Consider the following 25,172-nt stretch of genomic DNA (forward strand, 5'->3'; position numbering starts at 1 on the left):
GGACCCCTTTCACGTTCAGTTTGCGGGTGCCTGACCCTCGGCAGGGGCGTCCGCCGGGGCTTCGGCGGGAGTATCCGCAGGTGTGTCCGCCGGGGCTTCGCCCATCGGCACCACAGGTTCGTCCGCTTCCGGCGCGCCGGTATCGGTGCCCAGGGGCGGCGGCAGGTCGCCCGGTGCCGGTGCGGCCGGGTCGCTGCCGGGGACGGGCGCTGCGGCACCGCCTTCGGGGGCCGGGGTTTCCATGCCGGGAACGGGCGGATGGCCGGGGGGCAGGACACCCTGTTCGGCGCCATGGCTCCCCTGGCCCGGCGCGGCGCCTTCGCCGTGCCCGGCCCCATGTCCATGCCCGTGACCATGACCATGACCATGACCGGCCTTCCCGCCCATCATGGGACCGCAATCCTGGCCGGTCAGCGCGAACTGCATCTCGACATTGGCGGACAGGGCGACCTCGCCCGCGGCAATCGGAACCTTGGCGGCGTCAGCGGCGGCACGGGCCTCCATCATCATGGGACGCGGTCCTTCCATCATGGGGGTGTCGCGCAGGACAAGGACCGGGCCAAGGGTCAGCCCGGCGGCCTCGGCCAGGATCTCGGCCTTGTGGCGCGCGTCCTCGACGGCGGCGCGGCGGGCCTCGTCCTCGGCCGCGCTGCTGTCGTCGCGGATGAAGCTGATGCCGTTGATCTCGTTCGCGCCGGCCGCGACGATGGCGTCCAGAACCTCGCCCAGGCGGGCCACGTCGCGGACGCGCACCGACACCATGTTCGTGGCCTGGTAACCCGTGACGCTGGGCGCGCGGCCTTCGGCATAATCCATCAGCGGGTTGAGGTTCAGGCCCGAGGTCTGGACATCGGCCCCCTCGATCCCCGCCCCCGCCAGGGCTTCGATCACCGCGGTCTGCCGGGTGGAGTTCTGGCGCATCGCTTCGGCCGCGCTGGCGGCTTGCGTCGTCACGCCCAACTGGATCGTCGCAAGGTCGGGGGCCGCCCGCGCCTCGCCCTCGCCGGTCACGGTCAGGCGCGACATGCCGGGGTGGCACATGCCATGCCCGCCCTTGCCCGGCGCGGCCATGGCCGGGGCGCCAAGCGCTAGGGCTGTCGATGCCACCAGGGCGGCCCGTGCCAGCCGGTGCGAAAAGATGGTCATGTCTCTGTCCTCTCTGCGAAAACTGCCTTGCCCCAGCTAACAGCAATCGGGGCAGGAAGTTCAAAGCAAATGCGTTCACGGATCCGCCAGTTTGGCTTTCCTCAGGGCATGAAATCCGGTAGATCTGCGGTAATCCCACCAAGTCGCGGACATTCATAACACGCGATCGTCATCGAGCAGTCATTACCATGAACAGACATATTGCGCCGCCCGATTTCGCCATGAGCTTCACGCCCGAGGCGGTCCTGCTGGAACATCGCGACGGACTTGGATGGCGACCCCTGGGCCAGGCCCCCTTCGCGGGCCGCGAAATGACCGCCCGGCTGGCCGCTCTGCGGAACGAGGCGGGGGCCGTGACGGGTCAGGCCGACACGATCCTGGTCATTCCCGACGACCAGATCCTGTATACCACGCTGACGGTTCCGGTGGGCACGGACACCCCCAAGGCCATCGCCCGCGCGCTCGAGGCGATGACCCCCTATCAGGCCGCGGATCTGGCCTTCGACTGGTGCCCGTCGGTCCATGGCGACATCGAGACGCTGCGTGTCGCCGCCGTCGCCCGCCGCACCCTTGAGGAGGCCGAGGATTTCGCCCGCTCGCAAGGTTTCCGCCCCGCCGGCTTCGTCGCCCGTCCCGAGGATGACCGCTTCGACGGCCAGCCCGATTTCGGTCCCAGCCGGATGGCCGGCGACGGCTTCACCCGCCCGCCCTTCAGCCAGCCGGATCTGGCGCAGGCGCGCGTGACAGACCCAGCCGTGGCCGTCCCGGAGCCTGCCAGCGACAGGGTCGATGCACCGCTCGTCATCAGCCGCATCGTGCCGCATGTGGTCGCAGATGCCGCTCCGGCGCAGGTCGAACCCGCACCCGAACCTGCCGCCGCCCCGGCTGCCGCCGTGATCCGCCACAAGGACGTCAAGGCCCCCGCTGCGCCCCGCATCCTGCCGCCGCGCGCGCAGGCCGTCCATGACCGCGCCCGCGAAGCCCGCGCGCACCCGGCGCCCGCCTCCCAGGACGCGGCCCAAGCACCGTCGCTTGCGGCGCGCCTGCGCAGACTGGATCCGGGCCGGTTGCCGGTGCTGATGGGGGTCCTGGTTGTGGGACTTGTGCTGGTGCTGGCCTTCTTCGGTGCGCCTTCCGACGATGGTGTGGCACCGACACCTGTGACGACTGCCGAGGCCCCTGCGCTGCCCGCAGATCCCGTGACGCAGCCTGCGCCGACAGATACCGCCGAGGCGGCAGAGGAAGCGGCGCCCGTTGCGCCCACGGCCGAAGCCGTGGCCGAAGCACCCGCAGCCGAAGCCGTGGTAAGCGCACCCGTTGCGGAACCCGAACAGGTCCAAACCGAAACACAGCCGGCCGAAACCGCAGCGGCCCCGGCTGCCGCCCCGACATCCCCGGCGGCGGTCACGGAGACCACCCAGGCGACGGAGATCACGGAGCCTACGGATGCAGCACCTGAAACTGCCGCCGTCCAGGCCGGCCCCGCCACGCCTGCGGTCACGGCCACGCGCCCCCAGCCGGCGCCCGTGCAACCGGCCGCTACGCCCGCACCGCAGCCCGAGGATGCGCTGACCCAGGCATTGACGCAGGCCATGACCACGCCCCAGGCAGCCGCGCCTCAGGCGCCGGTCAGCGCCCTGACCATGGAGGACGCCCCTGCCCCCGTGTCGGCGCAGGCCGCGCGCTCGACGCCCGCAGCCGCTCCGCCCGCGGCCTCTCCGGTGCCCTCCGCGCCTGCAACCCCTGCCGCCCGCGTGGAAACACCGACGCAGCGGCTGGCCAGCTCGGCCCGGCCGCCGCGCGTGGCTCCGGTGCGGGCGACGCCCCCGGCACGGACCGATGCCCGCCCCACGGTCCCCGCCAATCCGCAGCCCTTCGCCGAACGCGCGCGTCCCGACGCAGCCGGGCTGACCGGGTCGCGCCCGCCCGAACGGCCCGCCACCCAGCCCGCCGTGACGCCCGCTTCGGCACCCGCCCGCGCGACACCGCCTGCCGCGTCCTCGAACCGACCGCCTGCCCGGCCCGAACGTCAAAGCATGATCGAGGAAGGCAGCCGGGCCGAGGATGGGCAGCCGACCCGCCTGACCCAGGCTGAAGAACGCGCCTTGACCGACCTGCTGCGCGACCTGCGCACGGCACAGGCGGGCGCGACAGGCCTCAGCACTGCGGAACGCGGGGCGCTGATCCGGCTGGCGGATGCCCGCCCGACCCGCAAGCCGGTCGCCGTCGGCGGACCGTCGCAACGTGCGGTGCAGGATGCCGTCGCGGCAGCGGTCGCGGAAGCGCCGCGCACGCGGTCAGCGTCAGGCACCGGCCTGGGGCGGTCGGCCCGGCCCTTGGCCCGGCCCGGCGGGGCCAGAACCGTGGCCCGCGGCGACCCCGGTCCCGGCAGCGCCAGCCTGTCCGGCAGGGCCATCGATCAGGCCGTTGCCGAAGCCGTATCCGAAAACTCTCCCCTGCCAGGCGCCGTCGCTTTGACGGCGCTTCGTTCATCTGCCCTCCCGCCACGCCGCGCAGCGGGCGCAGCGGCGGCAGGTGCAGCGGCAGCAGGCGGAGGGGCGGCAGCCGTGGCCGCCGCCGTTGCCGCAGCACCCCTGGCACCAAGCGTCGAGGATCTGCGCGCCGCCGCCCAGGCCCAGTCCGAGGAAGCGGCCCTGGCCGAACAGCGCCGCCTGGATGCCGAACTGCAAGCCCAAGCCGAGGCCCGCGCCCGCGCCCGCGCCGCCCAGGACGCCCAGGCCGAGGCACAGGCCCGCGCCGCAGCCGAAGCCCGCGCCCGCGCCCAGGCCGAGGCCGAAGCCCGCGCCGCCGCCGCCCGCCAGCAACGCTATGCCCCGCCCGAGGCCGAGGACGAGCCGGAGGTCGCGGCCAGTATCCCGGACGGCCGCACGCCGACCACGGCAGGCGTCGCCGCCACCGTCAAGGACGGCATCCAGATCAACCGGACCCAGATCATCGGCACCATCGGCGCGGGCAAGGCCAGCCGCGCCCTTGTGCGCCTGTCGAACGGCCGCGTGCTGACCCTGCGGCTGGGCGACCGCATCAACGGCGGCACGATCACCGATATCGGCGACAGCCGCATCACCTTCGTGAAGGGTGGCCAGCAGCAGGCGCTGTCGGTGCTGGGCGGGCGCTGAGGATCAGCCGTCCAGCCGGGTGATGGTCCAGCCGTCCTGTTCCAGCAGGCGCAGCACGCCCCCGCTGCCCGGCAGGTGCAACGCGCCGAACCCCGCGACGATGCCCTTGCCCTGGGCGGCGGCCTTTCGCGCCCCTTTGGTCAGCGGACCGATCCAGGCTGCGTTGCGCCGATCCATCAGCTGTTCCTTGACCAGGTCCATCTGCGCATCGATCTGGTCCCGCGTCAGCCCCGAATTGCGATAGGCGTCGAAGCGGCCGAATTCCCAGATCCGCCAGACATCCCCCGCGAAATAGGCATCCGTCAGCGTGACGGCATAGTCATCGGCATGGGACGCGGCCGGCAGGGCCGCCCGGATCATCTCGATTTCCTGCTGCGGCGTCAGGTCGCGAAACAGGGTGAAGACCGTGTCCCAGGGCTCCAGCGACCGTACGGGGATATCCAGCGCCTCGGCCCGGTCCATGAGGCGGCGATCCAGGCCTTCCCGCTGCCCATGCCCATCGGCCACCTGCCGCATCATGCAGGGGCTGACACCCAGCATCATCGCCACATACCAGGGCCGCAGCTTAGACGTGATGATGGCGGGTGTGCCGCGATCCGCCATTGCGGCCGAAAGCGCCGCCCATTCGCGGTCGTCAAGACGTTCCGGCAGGGTCGGCCCGGTCGAATCGACCATCAGGGTGGGATCGGATGCCAGGGCCTCGGTCAGTCGCCGCTCCTCGGCCGGTCCCGTCTCGACGAACACGGCGGCGGCGTTCGCCAGCATCGGCTCCAGCCGGGCCATCATGGCGTCGTGGCGCGGATCGCCGAAGTGATAGGTGCCGACCAGAACCATCCTCTGGTCGCCCTTGCTGGCCCGCCACAGCAGGCCCTGGTGGAACGGCACGTCCGCCACGGCGGCGTCGATCTCGGCACGCTGATCGGGGGTCATGGTATCGAAAAGGTTCGTGCCCAAGCATTCCGACGCGGACACCGCCCCCGCCCACAGCACCAGGACTCCCACCAGAAGGCTGCGCACGGTTCTCTCCTTGATCGCCAGATGACGGGAAACTGTCACAGACACCCCCCCCTTGGCCAGCGTGACCGGCGCACATTTTGGCGACCACCCGCCGTTGACAGGCCCGAAGCCTTGGCCTACATCACCGTCCATTGGCACTCACACGATACGAGTGCCAACAATGCGACACTGCAACCTGAAACACGGAGTGTTCAACCATGGCATTCACACCGCTGCATGACCGCGTTCTGGTCCGCCGCGTCCAGTCGGACGAAAAGACCAAGGGCGGCCTGATCATCCCTGACAGCGCGAAGGAAAAGCCCGCCGAGGGCGAGGTCATCTCGACCGGCGAAGGCGCGCGCAAGGATTCGGGCGAACTGATCGCGCCCTCGGTCAAGGCGGGCGACCGCGTACTGTTCGGCAAATGGTCGGGCACCGAAGTCACGATCGACGGCGAAGAGCTGCTGATCATGAAGGAAAGCGACATCCTGGGCGTCATCGCCTGATCCGCCACCTTCACCGATAAAATCAGGAGAATCAAATGGCTGCGAAAGAAGTCAAGTTCAATACCGACGCCCGCGACCGCATGCTGAAAGGCGTCAACATCCTGGCCGACGCCGTGAAGGTCACGCTTGGCCCCAAAGGCCGCAACGTCGTGATCGACAAGTCCTTCGGCGCCCCGCGCATCACCAAGGACGGTGTGTCGGTTGCCAAGGAAATCGAACTGGCCGACAAGTTCGAGAACATGGGCGCCCAGATGGTCCGCGAAGTCGCTTCGCGCACCAACGACGAAGCCGGTGACGGCACCACCACCGCGACCGTTCTGGCCCAGGCCATCGTGAAAGAGGGCATGAAGGCCGTTGCCGCCGGCATGAACCCGATGGATCTGAAGCGCGGCATCGACCTCGCGACCTCGAAGGTCGTCGAGGCCATCAAGGCTGCCTCGCGTCCGGTCAACGACAGCGACGAAGTCGCCCAGGTCGGCACCATCTCGGCCAACGGCGAGGCGCAGATCGGCCGCTTTATCGCCGACGCGATGCAGAAGGTCGGCAACGAGGGTGTGATCACCGTCGAAGAAAACAAGGGCATGGAGACCGAGGTCGAAGTCGTCGAAGGCATGCAGTTCGACCGCGGCTACCTGTCGCCCTATTTCGTGACCAACCCCGACAAGATGGTTGCGGAACTGGAAGACGCCTACATCCTGCTGCACGAGAAGAAGCTCTCGTCGCTGCAGCCGATGGTTCCGCTGCTGGAAGCGGTCATCCAGTCGGGCAAGCCGCTGGTGATCGTTGCCGAGGACGTCGAGGGCGAGGCCCTGGCCACGCTGGTCGTCAACAAGCTGCGCGGCGGTCTGAAGATTGCGGCCGTGAAGGCTCCGGGCTTCGGCGATCGCCGCAAGGCCATGCTGCAGGACATCGCCATCCTGACCGGCGGCCAGGTCATCAGCGAAGACCTGGGCATGAAGCTGGAAAACGTCGGCATCGACATGCTGGGCCGCGCCAAGAAGGTCTCGATTAACAAGGACAACACCACCATCGTCGATGGCGCCGGTGAGAAGGCCGAGATCGAAGCCCGCGTTTCGCAAATCCGTCAGCAGATCGAGGAAACCACCTCGGACTATGACCGCGAGAAGCTGCAGGAACGTGTGGCCAAGCTGGCTGGCGGCGTCGCCGTCATCCGCGTCGGCGGCATGACCGAGGTCGAAGTGAAAGAGCGCAAGGACCGTGTGGACGACGCGCTGAACGCGACCCGTGCGGCCGTGCAGGAAGGCGTGGTCGTCGGCGGCGGCGTGGCCCTGGTTCAGGGCGGCAAGGCGCTGGAAGGCCTGTCGGCCGAGAACTCGGACCAGGAAGCCGGTATTGCCATCGTGCGCCGCGCCCTGGAAGCCCCGATGCGCCAGATCGCCGAAAACGCCGGCGTTGACGGTGCCGTGGTTGCCGGCAAGGTCCGCGAGTCGAACGACAAGTCCTTCGGCTTCAACGCCCAGACCGAAGAATATGGCGACATGTTCAAGTTCGGCGTCATCGACCCGGCCAAGGTGGTTCGCACCGCGCTGGAAGACGCTGCCTCGGTTGCCGGTCTGCTGATCACGACCGAAGCCATGATCGCCGAGAAGCCCGAGCCGAAAGCGGCTGGCGGCGGCATGCCCGACATGGGCGGCATGGGCGGGATGATGTAATCATCCCTTGCCCTGCGGCAGAAATGGAAAGGGCGCCTTCGGGTGCCCTTTTTCCATTCCACGCCTGCTCTACGCGACTGAGTCATATTCTGAAAGAAAGGGGATCTGCGCCCGGAACGCTGCCACCTCCGGCGCTGCAAGGCTGTCCGGCGTCAAGTGCAGCATTGCGGGGATCGGCGATGACCAGCACGTTCGGCGCAGGCAGGATGCCTTGGGCGATGGCTGCTCCATGTGCCCTAAGGGTGTTGTTCACAGCACCAGAACAAGGACTGTTCTCAGTTAGAGAAACATTCCTAAAGCCCTGATAATCTTCCGGTTGAAATTTATTAAGGAAGATTGTAAATAATTTTTCAACAGTCCGTTGTTTTAATTATATTTTTATTATCTCTGCACGAATTTCTGCATTCCTCACTTGACTGGTTGGATTTCGGTCGTGCCTAATTGAGCAACCTCGCATCCAACCGACTTGCGGCGTAATTCAGGCCGCAACATCCCATGTCGCCAGTTGAAGTTATTGTTTCGGAGTTGTTGAAAGATGGCTTTGCAGGAATTGAGTGTCGAGACAGGCTTGAGCATTGAAGAAGCCGATTCTCGATATGCGGGAACGCTGCTGTACCTGGCCTATGGCAAGGGTCAGCATATCAACGAAGCCGTCTTTTCTCTGCTCACGGCCGCCCATTTCGAACCTTTCGGCACCGGCCGTGTCCGCTATGTGGTCTATACCGATCACCCCGAAGCTTTCGCAGCCCTTGCGGGAGTAACCGTAATGCGGATCGACAAGGTCAAGTTGGATGCCTGGCTTGAGGGGAGCAGTTACAAACACCGTCGCAAGCTGATGGTCATCATCGAGGCGCTTGAACGATACAGGGGCAAGCTGGCATTCGTCGACACGGATACCTGCTTCCAGCGTTCGCCCATGCTGCTGTTCGATCGCATCGGCCCCGGGCGCAGCTGCCTGCATGTTGCAGAGAAAAATCTTCGCCTGGCCTCGAACCGGATCACCCGGAAGATACGGGACGGCATTCACAACCATCCGTTCACATGGAGCGACGGCACAAAGGCGGTTCTGCACAATCACAGCAAGATGTGGAATTCGGGCATTACTGGCTTTCACCATAGTGATATCGACGTCCTTCGTGAAAGCCTTCGCCTTTGCGACCATCTCTGGACCCAAACCCGGGTCCATACCTGCGAACAGCTTGCGGTTGGCATGGCTGCCGAACGGACAACCACGATCTTTTCCGCATGGGACATTGTCTTCCACTACTGGCCGAAGACCTTGAAGCTGCCGTTCCAGGACCATCTGGAAAGCGTGCTTCCGCCAATTCTGGCATTGCAGCCGCATCTGCGCCCGAAAGCGGCATATGATGCCAGGCTGAAGGTGACGCCTGGGCAATGGCTGCGGCAGAAGGCCAAATACCTTGTGGTTCACGTCGGACAGCCCGCTTATGCAGGCCTCAGATCCCTGACGCGGGACCGTGCCCGATAGGGCAAGGGGAGGGGCAGGAACGTTAACCGATCACGGGCAGCAGGCCAAGTGCATTGCACAGGGACCGGAACCGTGCCTCGGCCACCTCGCCCATCAGCTTGCGGCCGGTGGACGTCAGGTGCAGGCGCAGTTCCTGTTCCGTCAGGATCAACTTGCCCGCATCCGCCGGATCGTCAAGCGCCAGCATCGCCCCAAAGCGCATGGCCTTGCCCAGGATCTCGGCATCTCGGATCTCGGCCTCGGACAGCAGCTTGAACAGCGGCGCCATCGGCGATCCGGCACGGCTGTTCTTGTAGCGGTGCAGCAGCGCCAGGCCCAGGAAGACGCGTTCGGGGTGGCTCAGCGCGGCCATGTTGGCGCGGGTTACGTTGTCGAAGCAGGCCTCGGCCCGATAATCGGGATGGGCGCGCCAGCTTGTGTCATGCAGCAGGCAGGCCGCGCGGATCAGGCGGTCGCGTTCGGGGGACATGTCGCGGAACAGCGGTTGCAGGAAGTGATACAGCTTCTTGCCCGACCCCGGCATCCGCGCCATCTGGCGTTCGGTAAAGCGCGCGGCCTCGATCAGGGGGTCGCGCTTGCGCAGGTTTTCCGGCATCTGTTCGTAAAGCAGCCCTTCGCGGATGCCATAGCTGGATATGGCCAGCTCTGCCGGCGCGAAGATTTCAGTCAGTTGCGCCAGCACCTGCGAGGCCAGCGGCACCAGTTCGATCCGTGACGATGACAGCCCGGTCCGCGCCTTGAGGTCAGCCAGGTCGTTATCTGCAATCCAGGCGACGGTATCGGCCACGGCCTGAGGCGTCATGCGGTATTCGTGCAGGACGGTCATGGGATAGCCCACGCGTTCCATGTCCAGCCGGGCGATGGCCCGCCAACTGCCGCCGACCAGATAGATGCGTTCGTGATGGGTACCCATCGTCCGGGCCAGATCGGCCACCACCTTCCTGATGTGCTTGCGCAGACCGTCCTTGCCGCCAGGCACCTGTTGCAGGCGGAAGGGGCCAAGCTGGGACGACACGCGCTTGCCCACCTGGCCGTCCGCCACCTCGGCCAGTTCCATCGAGTTGCCGCCGATGTCGCAGACCAGCCCGCGCGCGTCGGGCCAGCCAAGCAGCACGCCCTGGGCCGAAAGACGGGCTTCCTCCTCGCCGTCGATGACATACATCTTGATGCCGGTCTCGCGTTCGACGCGGGCCTGGAATTCGGGACCGTCGGCGGCCTCGCGCACGGCGGCGGTGGCCACGCAGGTCAGCGGGTCGATGTCCATGCCCTTGGCCAGGGCCGCAAAACGCTGCATGGCGGCAAAGCCGCGTTCGACGCCTTCGGGGTTCAAGCGGCCGGTCTGGGCCATCCTGGCGCCAAGCCCGGCCATGACCTTTTCGTTATAGAAATAGGCGGGCGAACGGGCCGCGCCGTCGAAGACCACCATGCGGATCGAGTTCGATCCCACATCGACCACGCCTACCCGCGACAAGGCCCGCTTGGGCAGGGTCGCGAACATCTTGCCGAAAGGCTCGACCTTCTTGCCGGTCGTCGTCCGCACGCCGTTCATCCGCGTCTCCTGCTTGGCCCGCATCGTGCCGTTAATGACTTGCCCTTCCCGGCACGTCAATCATTCGAATGGGTCAGTGCCGGAACGTCGCCGGCACCTGCCGTGCCCCGCCCGGACAGGGACGGGTGATCCATGAAGAAGCGGTGACAGTTGAACAGGTCGTCCCGGCCTTCGGGAAGATATCGCACAAACCGGCCATCGGGTTGCAAAAGCCAGCTTTGCGCCTCGTCCGCCATGTTCGCAGCCATGATCTGGCTGACGATCTGCGCCTTGACGGTGTCGTTGACGCATTCCACCAGCGTTTCGACCCGGCGGTTCAGGTTGCGGTCCATCCAGTCGGCCGAACTGATGAAGACCCGCGCCCGCTTGGACGGCAGCCCATGGCCATTGCCGAAGCAGACGATGCGCGAATGTTCCAGGTATCGCCCCACGATGGACTTGACGCGGATGTTGTCCGACAGGCCCCGGATGCCGGGGCGCAACCCGCAGATGCCGCGCACGACCAGGCTGATCTTCACCCCCGCCGCGCTTGCCGCATAAAGCGCGTCGATCACATCCCTTTCGATCAGAGAGTTCATCTTGGCCCAGATCGCCGCCGGGCGGCCTTGCCGGGCCAACTCGGCCTCGCGCGAGATCAGCGACAGAAGCTTGTCCTTGAGGTCGATGGGCGAGATGGAGATGTTTTCCAGCCCGGCCGGCTGCACATAGCCGGACAGATAGTTGAAGACCTTGGTCGCGTCCCGGCCAAGGGCTGCGTCGCAGGTGAACAGCGATAGGTCGGTATAGATGCGCGCCGTGATGGGGTGATAGTTGCCGGTCCCGTAATGGGTATAGGTGACCAGATTGTCGCCTTCGCGCCGCACGACCGTGCTGATCTTGGCATGGGTCTTGTAGTTGATGAAGCCATAGACGACATGCGCGCCCGCCCGTTCCAACCGCCGGGACTGGCGGATGTTGGCAGCCTCGTCGAAACGGGCCTTCAGTTCCACCAGGGCCGTGACCGACTTGCCGGATTCCGCGGCCTCGCACAGCGCATCGACGATCGGGCTGTCGCGGCTGGTGCGATACAGCGTCTGCTTGATCGCCAGCACGTTCGGATCGCGGGCCGCCTGCGCCAGGAAGCGCACCACCATGTCGAAGGTCTCATAAGGATGGTGCAGAAGCATGTCCTTCTGCTTGATGGCGGCGAACATGTCGCCGTCGTGGTCCTGCACCCGTTCGGGAACGCGCGGCGTGAAGGCAGGCCACAGAAGGTCTCGCCGGGAATCCAGCACCAGTTCGGACAGATCCGCCACGCCCAGCAGCCCCTCGACCTCGATCACCTCGTCGGGGCCGACCTCCAGTTCCTCCATGATCAGGCGGCGCAGGCGGTCGGGGGCGCCGCGCGTGATCTTCAACCGGATGACGCTGCCCCGGCGGCGGCGCTTCAACGCGGTCTCGAACTCGCGCACCAGATCCTCAGCCTCCTCCTCGACCTCGAGGTCGCTGTCGCGCAAGACGCGGAAGGCGCAATGGCCCGTGTCGCGATAGCCGGGGAACAGCGACGACAGGTGCATCAGCAGCAGATCCTCCAGCCTGAAGAACCGCTCTCCTCCGGGCAGGGGGATGAACCGTGCAAGCTGCGCGGGGATCGGCAGCAGCGCCTGCATCTGCCGCCCGTCGGTTTCGCGCGCCAGTTCCAGCGCCAGCGAGAAGCCGGCGTTGGGGATGAAGGGAAACGGATGCGCCGGGTCGATGGCCAGCGGCGACAGGACCGGAAAGACCTTGCGCTCGAAATAATCGTGCAGGAACTCCTCCTCGGCGCGGGTCAGGCGGGACCGCGACAGGATGACGATGCCCGCCTCTTCCATCTCTCGGCGCAGGCGGTTCCAGACGCCTTGCTGCGCACCCATCAGACGGCGCGCGTCGGTGTTGATCATGGCAAGCTGTTCGGCGGGCGTCAGCCCGTCGTCGGAGGGCGTGGCGTTCCCTTCGCGCACCAATTCGCGCAGGCCCGCGACCCGAACGGTATAGAATTCGTCCAGGTTGGTCGCGCTGATCGACACGAAGCGCAGCCGTTCCAGAAGCGGAACCCGGGGGTTTCGCGCCTCGTCCAGGACGCGCCAGTTGAAGGACAGCCAGCTGATTTCGCGGTTGAAGAAGCGCGCGCCGTCCTGGGGGACCCCGTCAGGCAGGTCCTGGGGTTCGGGAAAGGGCGTCCGAAGGAAATCTGCTTGTGTCATGGTCCTGACCTTGGGGGCGGAGAGTCACATATCCTCTGCGGATAGACCGTTCAGCAACTCGGCTGCAATGCGCCGCGTGATCGGCCGCTTGTCCGCCATGGCGGCACGGTCCATCGCGGCGACAAGCCGGCGGGCAAGGCCCAGGTCGCGCGGCATGTGCAGGACCAGCCAGTCGATCAGGTCGGCGGGCACGGCCTGCTGGCGGTCGGCGAACAGCTTGACCAGCACGGCGGCCAGCAGGGATTCGTCCGGGGGCATCAGGCGCACCTGCGGCATCGCGTCCATCCGCGACCGCAGGTCTGGCAGCACAAGGCCCCAGTCGCGCGGCGGCGTCCGCGCCGTCAGCAGCAGCAGGCAGTCGCGGGGCGCGCACAGGTTCCACAGGTGGAACAGCGCCTGTTCCGCCCCCGCCGCCCGGCCTGCGCGGTCGGCGTCCTCGATCACCAGGGCGCCCCCCTCGGCGGCAAGCCCGTCGGCGGCATCGGGCCGCAGCGCCGCCGCCTTCATGCGTCGCGCGCCGTTCTCGGCCGCCCAGAAGGCCGCAAGATGCGACTTGCCCGCGCCTTCCGGGCCGATCAGCAGCATCCGCCCCTGCGGCCAGTCCTGCGGCGCGTCAAGGACGGCCAGCGCGTCGCGGTTTGCAGGCGCAGGCAGGAAATCCGCGCGCGAATGGGCGGGCGGCGTCGTCAGGTCCAGCGTCAGTTGCCGGGAAGCCGCGGGCATCATTCCGCTTCTGTATGCCTGCGGGCGATTTCCTCGCGCATCATCTCGATCTGGCCCTGGGCGCGGTTCTGGTCGGCCCGGATGCGCGCCTCGCGGATGGAATTGGCGACGGTGCCCTGGGGCACGATCTCGACCAGCATGGGCTGGCCCGGATCAGGGGGCAGCGCCTGGCCGGTGAACAGCGCGCTGTCCTGATACCGCTGCGTCAGGAACCGCCCCACCACCCCCAGGGCGGCGGCCAGCGGCACCGCCATCACCATGCCGACGAATCCGAACAGCGCGCCGAAGACCGACAGGGCCAGAAGCAGCCAGACCGGGTGCAGCCCGACATGGTGGCCGACGATCTTGGGTTGAAGATAGTTGCCCTCGACCACCTGGCCGATGGCGAAGATCGCGATCACAAGCCCGATCCACAGGGGATCGCCCCAGAAGCTGAACAGCGCGACCCCGATGGCCGTTGCCCCGCCGATCAGCACGCCGACATAGGGGATGAAGGACAGAAGCGCCGCCATGATGCCGATGAAGAAGCCGAAGGGCAGGCCCACGATCATCAGCCCGAAGGCGTACCAGGTGCCCAGGATCAGCATCACCAGCCCCTGCCCCCGGACAAAGCCCGACAGCGCCTCGTCTATTTCCCGCGCGATGCGGCGCAGCGTGGGCGCATGTTCGCGGGGCAGCAGCGTGTCCACGCGGTCCACCAGATGATCCCAGTCCAGCAGCAGGTAGAAGGCCACGACCGGCACGATCACCAGGATCGCGATGGCGCTGATGATGCCGCCGACCGAACTGAGCAGCCGTGACGCCACCGAGCCCATCTGTTCGCCCATGGCCGCGCCCAGGTCGGTCAGCGCGGTGCCGATGCTGCCGTCCGCGGGCAGAAGTTCGGGAAAGCGGGCGGACAGGAACAGGCGGCCCTGTTCGATCATTTCTGGCGCGGTCTCGATCAGCGATGTCGCCTGGCGCAGCATGACCGGCACGATCAGCAGAACGACCGCCGCGAAGGCCAGGACGGCACCGACGGTAATGACCACCACCGACATCACCCGCGACAGGCCCGCGCGTTCCAGCCGGTCGGCCACCGGGTCCAGCAGATAGGCCACGCCCGCGCCCAGGATGAAGGGCAGGATCGCCTGCCCCAGCAGCCACATCGCCAGAAGCAGCGTCACCGCAGCTACCCCCCACCACATCAGCTGCTTGTGTATCGGTATGCGCATGGCCGGTTCCTGATGCGAATGTCGGTCTGGAATGTGACCGCGACGCGCGGCAGTTGCAAGCGGGCGGTTCTTGGCAAGGCAGGGCCGATCCGCTAGGGCTTTGCGCCGTGTTCGCTCAAAGGATCCTGCCCATGCGTCTGTCGCGCTATTTCCTGCCGGTGCTGAAGGAAGACCCGAAAGAGGCGCAGATCGTCAGCCACCGGCTGATGCTGCGCGCCGGAATGATCAAGCAGCAGGCGGCAGGCATCTATTCCTGGCTGCCGCTGGGCTTCAAGGTTCTGAAGCGCATCGAGCAGATCGTGCATGAGGAACAGCAGCGCGCGGGCCATATCCCGCTGCTGATGCCGACGCTGCAACCGGCCGACCTGTGGCGCGAAAGCGGGCGTTACGACGATTACGGCGAGGAGATGCTGCGCATCAAGGACCGCCACAAGCGCGACCTGCTGTATGGCCCCACGAACGAGGAGATGATCACCGACATCTTCCGCAGCCATGTGAACAGCTACAAGGATCTGCCGCTGACGCTGTATCACGTCCAGTGGAAGTTCCGCGACGAGATCCGTCCCCGCTTCGGCGTGATGCGCGGGCGCGAATTCCTGATGAAGGACGGATACAACTTCGACCTGACGAAGGACGCCGCGCTGCACGCCTATAACCGGCACCTGGTCAGCTATCTGCGGACCTATGAACGCATGGGCCTGCAGGCGATCCCGATGCGCGCGGACGGCGGGCCGATCGGCGGCGACTATACGCACGAGTTCCTGGTCCTGGCCGAGACCGGCGAATCCGAGGTCTTTTATGATAGCGAGATCACCGATCTGACCTTCGGGGACCGGCAGATCGACTATGACAGCGTCGAACAGTGCCAGGCCGTGCTGGAGGAGTTCACCAGCCGTTACGCCCGCACCGACGAGACGCATGACGAGGCGATCTTCGCCCAGGTGCCGGAAGAACGCCGCCGCACCGCGCGCGGGATCGAGGTGGGCCAGATCTTCTATTTCGGCACCAAGTATTCCGAGGCCATGGGTGCCACCGTCGTCGGTCCTGACGGCAACCGCGTGCCCGTTGAAATGGGCAGCCATGGCATCGGGGTTTCCCGCCTGCTGGGCGCCATCATCGAGGCAAACCACGACGACAAGGGCATCATCTGGCCCGAGGGGGTGACGCCGTTCCATGTCGGCATCGTCAACCTGAAACAGGGCGACAATTCCACCGACAGCGCCTGCGACGCGATCTATGCGGAATTGCAGGCGCGGGGGTTGGATCCGCTTTATGACGACCGCGACGACCGGGCAGGGGCGAAATTCGCCACCATGGACCTGATCGGTCTGCCTTGGCGGATCACCGTCGGGCCGCGCGGGCTGGCGGCGAACAAGGTGGAACTGACCAACCGCCGCACCGGCGCAACCGAGGAGATGTCCCCCAAGGAGGCGATCGCCCGTCTGGAACAGGTCTATGCCCCCGTGCTGGGCCTGAAGGTGCAGGACAAGTGATCGGCATCCTGCGGCTGGCGGTGGCAGTCTGCGTCGCCGTCGCCCTGTCGCAGTTCCCGGCCTTTTCGGACCAGTATGTCCAGCGTCTTGGCGGACGGGTCGACGCCCTGTCCCGTGTCGCCGCCGACTTCGACGCAAGCGCCGACGGCGCGGGCCTGACGCGGGAACAGGCGCTGGCGGACCTGTCGGGCAGCGCCTTCCGCGACGCCCATGGGGCGAACATGCGCGATGTCTTTGCCCGCCTGGACCGGGCGCGCGCGGATCTGCAACTGCTGCGCCTTGCCGGGCCGCTGGAACGGATGCTGCTGCCCCACTGGATGCGCGACGGAGAAACGCTGGCAGCCACCTGGGGCGATTTCCGCCCGGCCGTTCCCGTGACGGTTGCGGGCTTCTGGGCTGCGGGAATCGGTCTGGTCCTGGGTTGGCTGCTTGCGGCCCTTGCCGGGCTGGTCTTCCGGCGCCCCCAGGAACGGCTCGGCTGGCGTTGACCATGCGTCACCAGCCTGAAAAGGCAAGGATTGTTGATAATATCCTGCTTTTCTTTTGAACAGGGCGCTTCTAACGTGCGGCGCAGGACATTGTTCCAACTGGGAGACAATCAATGAAAAAACTTCTTCTGGCCACCGCCGCCGGTGCCCTTCTGGCCGGCGCCGCAAGCGCCGAGGAGATCAAGCTTGGCATGTCGCTGGGCTTCACCGGGCCGCTGGAATCCATGGCACCGGGCATGGCGTCGGGCGCCGAACTGGCCATGAAAGAGGTCAGCGACAGCGGCCTGTTGCTGGACGGATCGACCGTGGTGCCCGTGCAGGGCGATTCGACCTGCATCGACGCCGCAGCCGCCACCGCCACCGTGGAACGCCTGATCACCGCCGAAGGGGTCAAGGGAATCGTCGGCGGCATGTGCTCGGGCGAGGCGATCGCATCGCTGCAGAACGTGGCCGTGCCGAACGGCGTCGTGATGATCTCGCCGTCCGCGACCTCGCCCGCGCTGTCCACGATCGAGGATAACGGCCTGTTCTTCCGCACGTCGCCGTCGGACGCCCGCCAGGGCGAGGTGATGGCCGACATCATGATCGAAAAGGGCATCAAGAACGCCGCCGTCACCTATACCAACAACGACTACGGCAAGGGCCTGGCGGACGCCTTCGCGGCGGCTTTCCAGGAAAAGGGCGGCACCGTGACGGTGAACAGCGCCCATGACGACGGCAAGGCCGACTATTCGGCCGAGGTCGCGGCGCTTGCCGCGGCGGGCGGCGACGCACTTGTCGTCGCGGGCTATGTCGATCAGGGCGGTTCGGGCGTCGTGCGCGCGGCGCTGGATACCGGCGCCTTCGACACCTTCGTGTTCCCCGACGGCATGGTCGGCCAGGCCCTGGTGGACAATTTCGGGTCGGAAATCGACGGCAGCTTCGGCCAGAACCCCGCAGCCGAGGGCGAGGGCCGCGAGAAGTTCCTGGAGATGGCCAAGGCCGCAGGCTTCGACGGCACCAGCGCCTATTCGGCCGAGGCTTATGACGCCGCCGCGCTGATGCTGCTGTCCATGGCCGCCGCCAAATCCAGCGATCCCAACGTCTGGAAGAACAGCGTGATGGATGTCGCCAACGAGCCGGGCGAAAAGATCCTGCCGGGCGAACTGGCCAAGGGCTTGGAAATCCTGAACGGCGGCGGCGACATCGACTATGTCGGCGCCTCGTCCATCGAGATGGTGGGCGCGGGCGAAACCGCCGGCGTCTATCGCGAGGTCGCCATCGAGAACGGCGAATTGGCCGTCATCGGCTATCGCTGAGGCGAAATCCATGCCAAGGCCCGGCAGCCATGCGGTTGCCGGGCCATTTTTCATGACAAAAGCCGCAAAATGCGGTCACACTTCACCAATGGCGTGAAGACGGGGTAAACGAATGATCAGGGTCGAAGACCTTCACCGGCATTTCGGGGGCTTCCGCGCCGTCGATGGCGCCAGCCTGACCATCGAGACCGGCTCGATCACCGGGCTGATCGGACCGAACGGCGCGGGCAAGTCCACGCTGTTCAACGTCATCGCGGGCGTGCTGCCGCCGACATCGGGCCGCGTCTTCATGGATGGCGAGGACATCACCGGCCTGCCGCCGCACGCGCTGTTCCACAAGGGGCTGCTGCGGACATTCCAGCTTGCGCACGAGTTCAGCTCGATGACGGTGCGAGAGAACCTGATGATGGTGCCGGGCGCCCAGTCGGGCGAGACGATCTGGAAGACCTGGTTCCAGCGCGGCCGGATCGAGCGCGAGGAAGCCGAATTGCGCAGAAAGGCGGACGAGGTCCTGGACTTCCTGACCATCCGCCACCTGACCCATGAAAAGGCCGGGAACCTGTCGGGCGGGCAGAAGAAGCTTCTGGAACTGGGCCGCACCATGATGGTGGACGCCAAGGTCGTCTTCCTGGACGAGGTCGGCGCGGGCGTGAACCGCACGCTTCTGATGACCATCGCCGACGCGATCATCCGGCTGAACAAGGAACGCGGCTATACCTTCTGCGTGATCGAGCACGACATGGATTTCATCGGCAAGCTGTGCGACCCGGTGATCGTCATGGCCGAGGGCAAGGTGCTGGCCCGTGGCAGCGCCCAGGACATCATGCAGAACGAGGCCGTGATCGAGGCCTATCTGGGCACGGGCCTGAAGAACAAGGACATGGTGGGCGCATGAGCGATCTGGACGCAGCCTTCGGCCATCGCGGCAACCGCGACGCCTCGCTTGTGAACATGCACGGCAGGGGCGTGATCGACGGCACGCGGCCCTCGGGTCCGACAGGGCCGGGCCACGCGGGCGATCCTTTCCTGATCGGCGAAGGGATGACCGGCGGCTATGGCAAGGGGGCCGACATCCTGCACGACTGCACCATCGCGGTCGAACGGGGCCAGATCGCCGTCATCGTCGGCCCCAACGGCGCGGGCAAGTCCACCGCCATGAAGGCGATCTTCGGGATGCTGAACCTGCGCAAGGGCAGCGTCCGGCTGAACGGGCGCGACATCACCGCGCTGAACCCGCAGGACCGCGTCAAGGCGGGCATGGGCTTCGTGCCGCAGGTCAACAACATCTTCCCGTCCATGACGGTCGAGGAGAACCTGGAGATGGGGGCCTTCATCCGCAGCGACGACATCCGCCGCACGATGGAACAGGTCTATGACCTGTTCCCCGCGGTCGCCGCCAAGCGCCGCCAGGCCGCGGGCGAACTGTCGGGCGGGCAGCGCCAGCAGGTGGCCGTGGGCCGCGCGCTGATGACGCAGCCGTCCGTCCTGATGCTGGACGAACCCACCGCGGGCGTCAGCCCCATCGTCATGGACGAATTGTTCGACCGCATCATCGCCATCGCGCGCGGCGGCCTTCCGGTGCTGATGGTCGAACAGAACGCCAAGCAGGCGATGATGATCGCCGACAAGGCCTATGTGCTCGTCCAGGGCGCGAATGCCCATACCGGCACGGGCCATGAACTGATGCAGAACGACGAGGTGCGCCGCACCTTCCTGGGGGGCTGAGCCTTGGACATCCTCAACGCCCTTGTGGCCTTTCTGAACTTCGTCTTCATTCCCGCCGCCGCCTATGGCGCGCAGCTTGCGCTTGGCGCGCTTGGGGTGACGCTGATCTATGGCATCCTGCGGTTCTCGAACTTCGCCCATGGCGACACCATGGCCTTCGGAACGGCCATCACGATCCTGACGACTTGGGGCCTCCAGTCGCTTGGCATCTCGCTGGGCGTGCTGCCGACCGCGCTGCTGGCCTTGCCCGTGGGGATCGCGGCCACCGCGCTTCTGGTGCTGGGCACGGACCGCGTGGTCTATCGCTTCTATCGCGCGCAGAAGGCGGCGCCGATCATCTTCGTCATGGCGTCGGTGGGCGTGATGTTCATCATGAACGGGCTGACGCGGCTGATCATCGGCGTGGACGACCAGCGTTTCGACGACGGAGCGCGCTTCATCATCAATGTCCGCGACTTCCGCGAATGGACCGGATTGGCCGAAGGCCTGGCCCTGCGGTCCACGCAGGTGCTGACGCTGGTGGTGACGGCGATCGTCTGCGGGGCGCTGTTCTGGTTCCTGAACCGCACCAAGAAGGGCAAGGCCATGCGCGCCTATTCCGACAATGAGGATCTGGCGCTGCTGTCGGGCATCGACCCGGAACGCGTTGTGCGCATGACCTGGATCATCGCCGCCGCGCTGATCACCATTGCCGGGGTGCTGTATGGGTTGGACAAGTCCTTCCGGCCCTTCAACTATTTCCAGCTTCTGCTGCCGATCTTCGCCGCGGCCATCGTGGGCGGGCTGGGCAGCCCCCTTGGCGCCATCGCGGGCGGCTTTCTGGTCGCCTTTTCCGAGGTTGCCGTGACCTACCCTTGGGTCAAGGTCGCGGGCTACCTGGCCCCCGGCTGGCAGCCGGATGGGCTGCTGCAACTGCTGGGGACCGAATACAAGTTCGCCGTCAGCTTCGTCATCCTGATCGTGGTCCTGCTGTTCCGCCCGACAGGGCTGTTCCGCGGCAAGTCGGTGTAAGGGGGGTCCGTCATGTCATCCAACCGTCAAGCCGCAGCCGCCAGCCCCTGGCGCGCGCCCATCCTTTTCGCGGTCCTCGCGCTTCTGTTCGTGCTGGAAGGCACCGTCAGGAACGGCATGTTCTCGGGGTCGTGGAACACGTCGCTGGCGATCCTGAACATGGGCCTGATCTCGGCGATCACCGCGCTCGGCGTGAACATGCAATGGGGCTATGCCGGACTGTTCAACGCAGGCGTCGTGGGTTTCCTGGCGCTTGGCGGCCTGGCCCCGGTGCTGGTCTCGCTGCCCCCGGTCGAGGGGGCCTGGGCCGCGGGGGGGCCGCGCCTGATCCTGGCGCTGCTGGTGGGCCTGGGCACGCTGGCCCTGGCGAAGATCGCCTATACCCGCACCGGCCGCGCCTGGACCGTCGCCCTTGTGCTGCTGGCGGGCTTTGTCGCCTATCGCTGGCTGTTCGACCCCGCCGTGACCGCCATCGAGGCCAACAACAGCGCCCGTGCCGGCAATATCGGCGGCCTTGGCCTGCCGATCCTGCTGTCCTGGATCGTGGGCGGCGCCTTTGCCGCCGCCGCCGCCTGGGCCGTGGGCAAGGTCGCGCTCGGTCTGCGCTCGGACTATCTCGCCATTGCCACGCTGGGCATCGGAGAGATCATCGTGGCGGTCCTGCGCAACGAAAACTGGCTGGCGCGCGGGGTCATGAACGTTACCTCGATCCCCCGGCCCGTCCCGTACGAGATCGACCTGCAACAGAACCCGGCCTTTGTCGATTTCGCCGCAAGCTGGGGCTTCGACGCGGCCGAGGCTTCGGGCATCTGGGTCAAGCTGTGCTACATGTCGCTGTTCCTGGTGGTGCTGCTGGCGATCATCCTTCTGGCCGAACTCGCGCTGAAATCGCCCTGGGGCCGGATGATGCGCGCCATCCGCGACAACGAGACCGCGGCCGAGGCGATGGGCAAGGACGTCACCGCGCGCCACCTGCAGATCTTCATCCTGGGTTCGGCGGTGATCGGCGTCGCAGGGGCGATGATGATCACGCTGGACGGGCTGATGGCGCCCAACAGCTATAACCCGCTGCGCTATACCTTCCTGATCTGGGTGATGGTCGTGGTCGGCGGATCGGGCAACAACTGGGGGGCGGTGTTGGGCGCGGTGCTGATCTGGTTCCTGTGGATCAAGGCCGAGGTCTGGGGTCCCAACCTGATCGGCGCCCTGGTCGGCCCCCTGCCCGATGGCGACGTCAAATCCCATCTGCTGAACAGCGCCGCGCACATGCGCTTCATCGCCATGGGCCTGGTGCTGCTTCTGGTGCTGCGCTTCGCGCCAAGGGGACTTGTGCCCGAAAGATGACACCGGGAGGGGCGCAGGACGCGCCCCTTTGCCTTGGTCCAAATATCCACGGGGGGAATCGCCGGAACGGCGATGGGGGGCAGTCGGCCCCCCGGCCACGGCAGCAATCTCAGCCGCAGTTGTCGCCCAGGACCACGCTGTAATAGGTCCGCCCATCCGCCCCGACGGCATGACCGCTGCCCAGTTGCCGGCTGGTCTGGCCCAGAAGCTCGGTCCGTTGCGCATCCTGGGACAGCCAGGCGTCAAGGGCATCCCCGGGACTGCCGCCCCGGCTGACAAGTTGCACCACTCCGCAAACCGGGTATCCCACCGCCCGCGCCCGGTCCACGACACTGGACCCGTTCGAGCCTTCCACATCGACGCGGCCAAGCGCGGCCATGTCGCAGGCGTGGCTTTGCGCGATCTGCGCCAGCAAAGGCGCGCTGTCCAGCAAGGTCTTGCCTTCGGCCTGACGCGCGCCGTTGACGGCGCCGTCCAGGGCGGCGGCGGTCGCCGCATCGCCCGTGCAGGACGCGGCCAGGGCTTCCTCGGCCGGAGGTTCCGCCTGGCGCCAGGGCAGCGCCACGCCCGGCCCCTGCCCGCAGGCAGACAGCAGCGACAAAGCAAGCGGTGCGGCAAGGGCGCGGAAGGCGGACATGAAAAACCTCTCTCAACGGTCTGGCGGAACGCGGGCCTGCTGGCGGCAGTTCCGGGCTGCAAATCCCTTGCACGGCGTCAAGGCCGCGCTTAAAGCGCATCCATGACCCAGCACCAACGCCTTCTGATCATCGACTTCGGATCCCAGGTCACGCAACTGATTGCGCGGCGTTTGCGGGAACTGAACGTCTTTTGCGAAATCCACCCCTATAACCTGCTGACCGACGACATCCTGCGCGGATTGAACCCGCAGGCCGTGATCCTGTCCGGCGGGCCGGACAGCGTGACCCGTGCGGGCAGCCCCCGCGCCCCGCAGGCGCTGTTCGACATGGGCGTACCGATCTTCGGCATCTGCTATGGCCAGCAGGTGATGATGGAGCAGCTGGGCGGCGCGGTCGAAGGCGGGCACCATGCCGAATACGGGCGCGCCTTCATCGCCCCGGCGGAAGGCCACAAGGGCGACGGCATCTTCGCGGGCCTCTTCGATGCCGGACGCGAGGAAGTCTGGATGAGCCATGGCGACCGCGTGACCGCGCTTGCGCCGGGCTTCGAGGTCATCGGCGTCTCGCCCAATGCGCCCTTCGCCATGATCGCGGACGAAAGCCGCCGCTTCTATGGCGTGCAGTTCCACCCCGAGGTGCATCACACGCCGCGCGGCCGCACCATGCTGGAAAACTTCGTCCGCATGGCGGGCTTCACCGGCGACTGGACCATGGCCGGTTACCGGGACGAGGCGATCCGCAAGATCCGCGAACAGATTGGCGACAGGAAGGTCATCTGCGGTTTGTCCGGCGGCGTCGACAGTTCCGTCGCCGCCGTCCTGATCCACGAGGCGATCGGCGACCAGCTGACCTGCGTCTTCGTGGACCACGGCCTGCTGCGGCTGAACGAGGCCGAGGAAGTCGTGACGATGTTCCGCGACAACTACAACATCCCGCTGATCCATGCCGACGAATCCGAGCTGTTCCTGGGCGCCCTGGAAGGGGTCAGCGACCCCGAGGTCAAGCGCAAGACCATCGGGCGGCTGTTCATCGACGTGTTCCAGCGCTACGCATCGGGCATCGAGGGGGCCGAGTTCCTGGCCCAGGGCACGCTTTACCCCGACGTGATCGAAAGCGTCAGCTTCAGCGGCGGGCCTTCGGTCACGATCAAGTCGCACCACAATGTCGGCGGGTTGCCGGAAAAGATGGGCCTCAAGCTGGTCGAACCGCTGCGCGAGTTGTTCAAGGACGAGGTCCGCGCCCTGGGCCGCGAACTGGGCCTGCCCGACAAGTTCATCGGCCGCCACCCCTTCCCCGGCCCCGGCCTCGCCATCCGCTGCCCCGGAGAGATCACGCGCGACAAGCTGGACATCCTGCGCAAGGCGGATGCGGTCTTCATCGACCAGATCCGCCGCCACGGCCTTTACGACGAGATCTGGCAGGCCTTCGTGGCGATCCTGCCCGTGCGCACCGTGGGCGTGATGGGCGACGGGCGGACCTATGACTATGCCTGCGCGCTGCGGGCGGTCACCTCGGTCGATGGAATGACGGCGGATTATTACCCCTTCTCCCACGACTTCCTGGGCGAGACGGCGACCCGCATCATCAACGAGGTCAAGGGCATCAACCGCTGCACCTATGACATCACCTCGAAGCCGCCGGGCACGATCGAGTGGGAATGACCCTTCTGATCCCCTGAAAGGACCATCATGACCTGCGCCTGCGGCCATCACCATTCGCCTCGCCACCACCTTGAGGCCAAGGGCACGCCCGTTCCGCTGCCCAAGCCGATGCTGGGCCTGACCGGGCGGCTGGTCTGTCAGGACGCGGGCCAGATGATGACCGCGTTGTCGCTGCTGCCCGAACACCTTCGGCTGAGCCGCGAGGAACCGGGCTGCCTGCGCTTCGACCTGTGGCAGGACGAGGATCCGCTGATCTGGAACCTGTCCGAACTGTTCATCGACGCCGAGGCCTTTGCGGCGCATGGCGCGCGGACCGCAGACAGCGCATGGGGCCGCGAAAGCGCGGGAATCGGGCGCGATTTTCAGCGCCACGAGGTGTTTCCCGTCATCCGCCGCGAAACCCGCCAGGATCTGGACGCCATCGACGCCCTTCTGAACGCCGCCTTCGGGGGCGATGACGAGGCGCGCCTGGTGCGCAAGCTGCGCCAGGACGGCGATCTGTCGCTGTCGCTGGTGGCCGATGCGGCGGGCACCCTGCTGGGTCATGTCGCCTTGTCGCCGCTGGTCGCCGAGGCGCCGGCCCATGCCCTGGCGCCCCTGTCCGTCGCGCCCAAGGCCCAGCGGCTGGGCATCGGCATGGCCCTGGTGCAGCAGGCGGTAGCCTGGGCGGACACGGCTGCCGTGGTGGTCGTGGGCGCGCCAAGCTATTACGGGCAGCTTGGCTTCAAGCCCGCCGATCTTCGCTCGCCCTATGCCGGGCTGGCGATGCAGATGATCGGCGACCTGCCCAAGGGCAGCGTTCTGCGTCACGCACCGGCTTTTGAGACGCTGTAAGCCTGCGCAGCCTTGCGTCCCGGTC

20 protein-coding genes are annotated in these 25,172 nt (G+C 66.6%); 13 read left to right on the forward strand and 7 right to left on the reverse strand.

The features are described 5' to 3' along the window. Window positions 1-15: 15 nt before the first annotated feature. Complete coding sequence (locus tag RAH32_RS06265) at window positions 16-1,146, reverse strand: SIMPL domain-containing protein (RefSeq protein WP_306606167.1); 1,131 nt, start codon at window positions 1,144-1,146, stop codon at window positions 16-18. A gap of 188 nt (window positions 1,147-1,334) precedes the next feature. Here RAH32_RS06265 and RAH32_RS06270 point away from each other — a divergent pair, with 188 nt between their 5' ends. After that, window positions 1,335-4,283, forward strand: a complete 2,949-nt coding sequence (locus tag RAH32_RS06270; RefSeq protein ID WP_306606169.1) for a hypothetical protein — start codon at window positions 1,335-1,337, stop codon at window positions 4,281-4,283. Window positions 4,284-4,286: 3 nt separating this feature from the next. On the opposite strand, the gene RAH32_RS06275 is transcribed toward RAH32_RS06270, so the two are convergent. Next, window positions 4,287-5,300, reverse strand: coding sequence for a TraB/GumN family protein (locus tag RAH32_RS06275; RefSeq protein WP_306606171.1), 1,014 nt, complete (start codon window positions 5,298-5,300; stop codon window positions 4,287-4,289). 197 nt (window positions 5,301-5,497) lie between these two features. Here RAH32_RS06275 and RAH32_RS06280 point away from each other — a divergent pair, with 197 nt between their 5' ends. The 3 genes from RAH32_RS06280 (at window position 5,498) to RAH32_RS06290 (ending at window position 8,947) form a co-directional block, all read left to right on the forward strand. Then, window positions 5,498-5,785, forward strand: coding sequence for a co-chaperone GroES (locus RAH32_RS06280; RefSeq protein WP_089386456.1), 288 nt, complete (start codon window positions 5,498-5,500; stop codon window positions 5,783-5,785). 35 nt (window positions 5,786-5,820) lie between these two features. Further along, a complete protein-coding gene (groL, locus tag RAH32_RS06285; RefSeq protein WP_306606175.1) occupies window positions 5,821-7,458 on the forward strand; it encodes a chaperonin GroEL in 1,638 nt (545 codons plus the stop codon). Window positions 7,459-7,993: 535 nt separating this feature from the next. Beyond that, complete coding sequence (locus RAH32_RS06290; RefSeq protein ID WP_306606177.1) at window positions 7,994-8,947, forward strand: hypothetical protein; 954 nt, start codon at window positions 7,994-7,996, stop codon at window positions 8,945-8,947. 22 nt (window positions 8,948-8,969) lie between these two features. On the opposite strand, the gene RAH32_RS06295 is transcribed toward RAH32_RS06290, so the two are convergent. From RAH32_RS06295 to RAH32_RS06310, 4 genes are read right to left on the reverse strand one after another with little or no spacing between them, the layout of a single operon-like run. Then, window positions 8,970-10,496 (reverse strand): Ppx/GppA family phosphatase, encoded by a 1,527-nt coding sequence (locus RAH32_RS06295; protein ID WP_373429673.1) that lies wholly within the window; start codon window positions 10,494-10,496, stop codon window positions 8,970-8,972. A gap of 56 nt (window positions 10,497-10,552) precedes the next feature. After that, a complete protein-coding gene (locus tag RAH32_RS06300) occupies window positions 10,553-12,718 on the reverse strand; it encodes an RNA degradosome polyphosphate kinase (RefSeq protein WP_306606179.1) in 2,166 nt (721 codons plus the stop codon). Between the two features lie 24 nt (window positions 12,719-12,742). Continuing rightward, the gene (locus tag RAH32_RS06305; protein ID WP_306606181.1) at window positions 12,743-13,444 is read right to left on the reverse strand and encodes a P-loop NTPase family protein; all 702 of its coding nucleotides are present in this window, start codon (window positions 13,442-13,444) and stop codon (window positions 12,743-12,745) included. Next, window positions 13,441-14,655, reverse strand: a complete 1,215-nt coding sequence (locus RAH32_RS06310) for an AI-2E family transporter (RefSeq protein WP_306606183.1) — start codon at window positions 14,653-14,655, stop codon at window positions 13,441-13,443. The genes RAH32_RS06305 and RAH32_RS06310 overlap by 4 nt, the downstream gene beginning before the upstream one ends. A 131-nt stretch (window positions 14,656-14,786) precedes the next feature. On the opposite strand from RAH32_RS06310, the gene proS reads away from it, so the two are divergent. From proS to RAH32_RS06345, 7 genes are all read left to right on the forward strand, one after another. After that, complete coding sequence (gene proS, locus RAH32_RS06315; RefSeq protein ID WP_306606185.1) at window positions 14,787-16,148, forward strand: proline--tRNA ligase; 1,362 nt, start codon at window positions 14,787-14,789, stop codon at window positions 16,146-16,148. Then, window positions 16,145-16,636 carry a DUF2937 family protein gene (locus RAH32_RS06320; protein WP_306606187.1) on the forward strand — a complete coding sequence of 164 codons (492 nt, stop codon included), beginning with the start codon at window positions 16,145-16,147 and terminating at the stop codon, window positions 16,634-16,636. Before proS ends, RAH32_RS06320 begins: the two co-directional genes overlap by 4 nt. 113 nt (window positions 16,637-16,749) lie before the next feature. Next, window positions 16,750-17,934 (forward strand): ABC transporter substrate-binding protein, encoded by a 1,185-nt coding sequence (locus RAH32_RS06325; protein ID WP_306606191.1) that lies wholly within the window; start codon window positions 16,750-16,752, stop codon window positions 17,932-17,934. 112 nt (window positions 17,935-18,046) lie between these two features. After that, entirely contained in the window at window positions 18,047-18,829 is a 783-nt protein-coding gene (locus tag RAH32_RS06330) for an ABC transporter ATP-binding protein (protein ID WP_306606193.1), read from the forward strand. After that, window positions 18,826-19,659, forward strand: coding sequence for an ABC transporter ATP-binding protein (locus tag RAH32_RS06335; RefSeq protein ID WP_306606195.1), 834 nt, complete (start codon window positions 18,826-18,828; stop codon window positions 19,657-19,659). Before RAH32_RS06330 ends, RAH32_RS06335 begins: the two co-directional genes overlap by 4 nt. Before the next feature lie 3 nt (window positions 19,660-19,662). Further along, window positions 19,663-20,670: a branched-chain amino acid ABC transporter permease gene (locus RAH32_RS06340; protein WP_306606197.1), complete on the forward strand. Its 1,008-nt coding sequence runs from the start codon at window positions 19,663-19,665 to the stop codon at window positions 20,668-20,670. Between the two features lie 12 nt (window positions 20,671-20,682). Next, complete coding sequence (locus tag RAH32_RS06345; protein WP_306606203.1) at window positions 20,683-22,014, forward strand: branched-chain amino acid ABC transporter permease; 1,332 nt, start codon at window positions 20,683-20,685, stop codon at window positions 22,012-22,014. A 109-nt stretch (window positions 22,015-22,123) separates the two neighbouring features. On the opposite strand, the gene RAH32_RS06350 is transcribed toward RAH32_RS06345, so the two are convergent. After that, the gene (locus RAH32_RS06350) at window positions 22,124-22,651 is read right to left on the reverse strand and encodes a CAP domain-containing protein (RefSeq protein WP_306606205.1); all 528 of its coding nucleotides are present in this window, start codon (window positions 22,649-22,651) and stop codon (window positions 22,124-22,126) included. Window positions 22,652-22,753: 102 nt separating this feature from the next. Here RAH32_RS06350 and guaA point away from each other — a divergent pair, with 102 nt between their 5' ends. Together guaA and RAH32_RS06360 are read left to right on the forward strand one after the other, a co-directional pair. Next, window positions 22,754-24,313 (forward strand): glutamine-hydrolyzing GMP synthase, encoded by a 1,560-nt coding sequence (gene guaA, locus RAH32_RS06355; RefSeq protein WP_306606207.1) that lies wholly within the window; start codon window positions 22,754-22,756, stop codon window positions 24,311-24,313. 27 nt (window positions 24,314-24,340) lie between these two features. Then, complete coding sequence (locus RAH32_RS06360; RefSeq protein ID WP_306606208.1) at window positions 24,341-25,147, forward strand: GNAT family N-acetyltransferase; 807 nt, start codon at window positions 24,341-24,343, stop codon at window positions 25,145-25,147. Window positions 25,148-25,172 lie beyond the last annotated feature (25 nt).

It is taken from the genome of Paracoccus yibinensis (assembly GCF_030846195.1).
GTDB lineage: Bacteria > Pseudomonadota > Alphaproteobacteria > Rhodobacterales > Rhodobacteraceae > Paracoccus > Paracoccus yibinensis.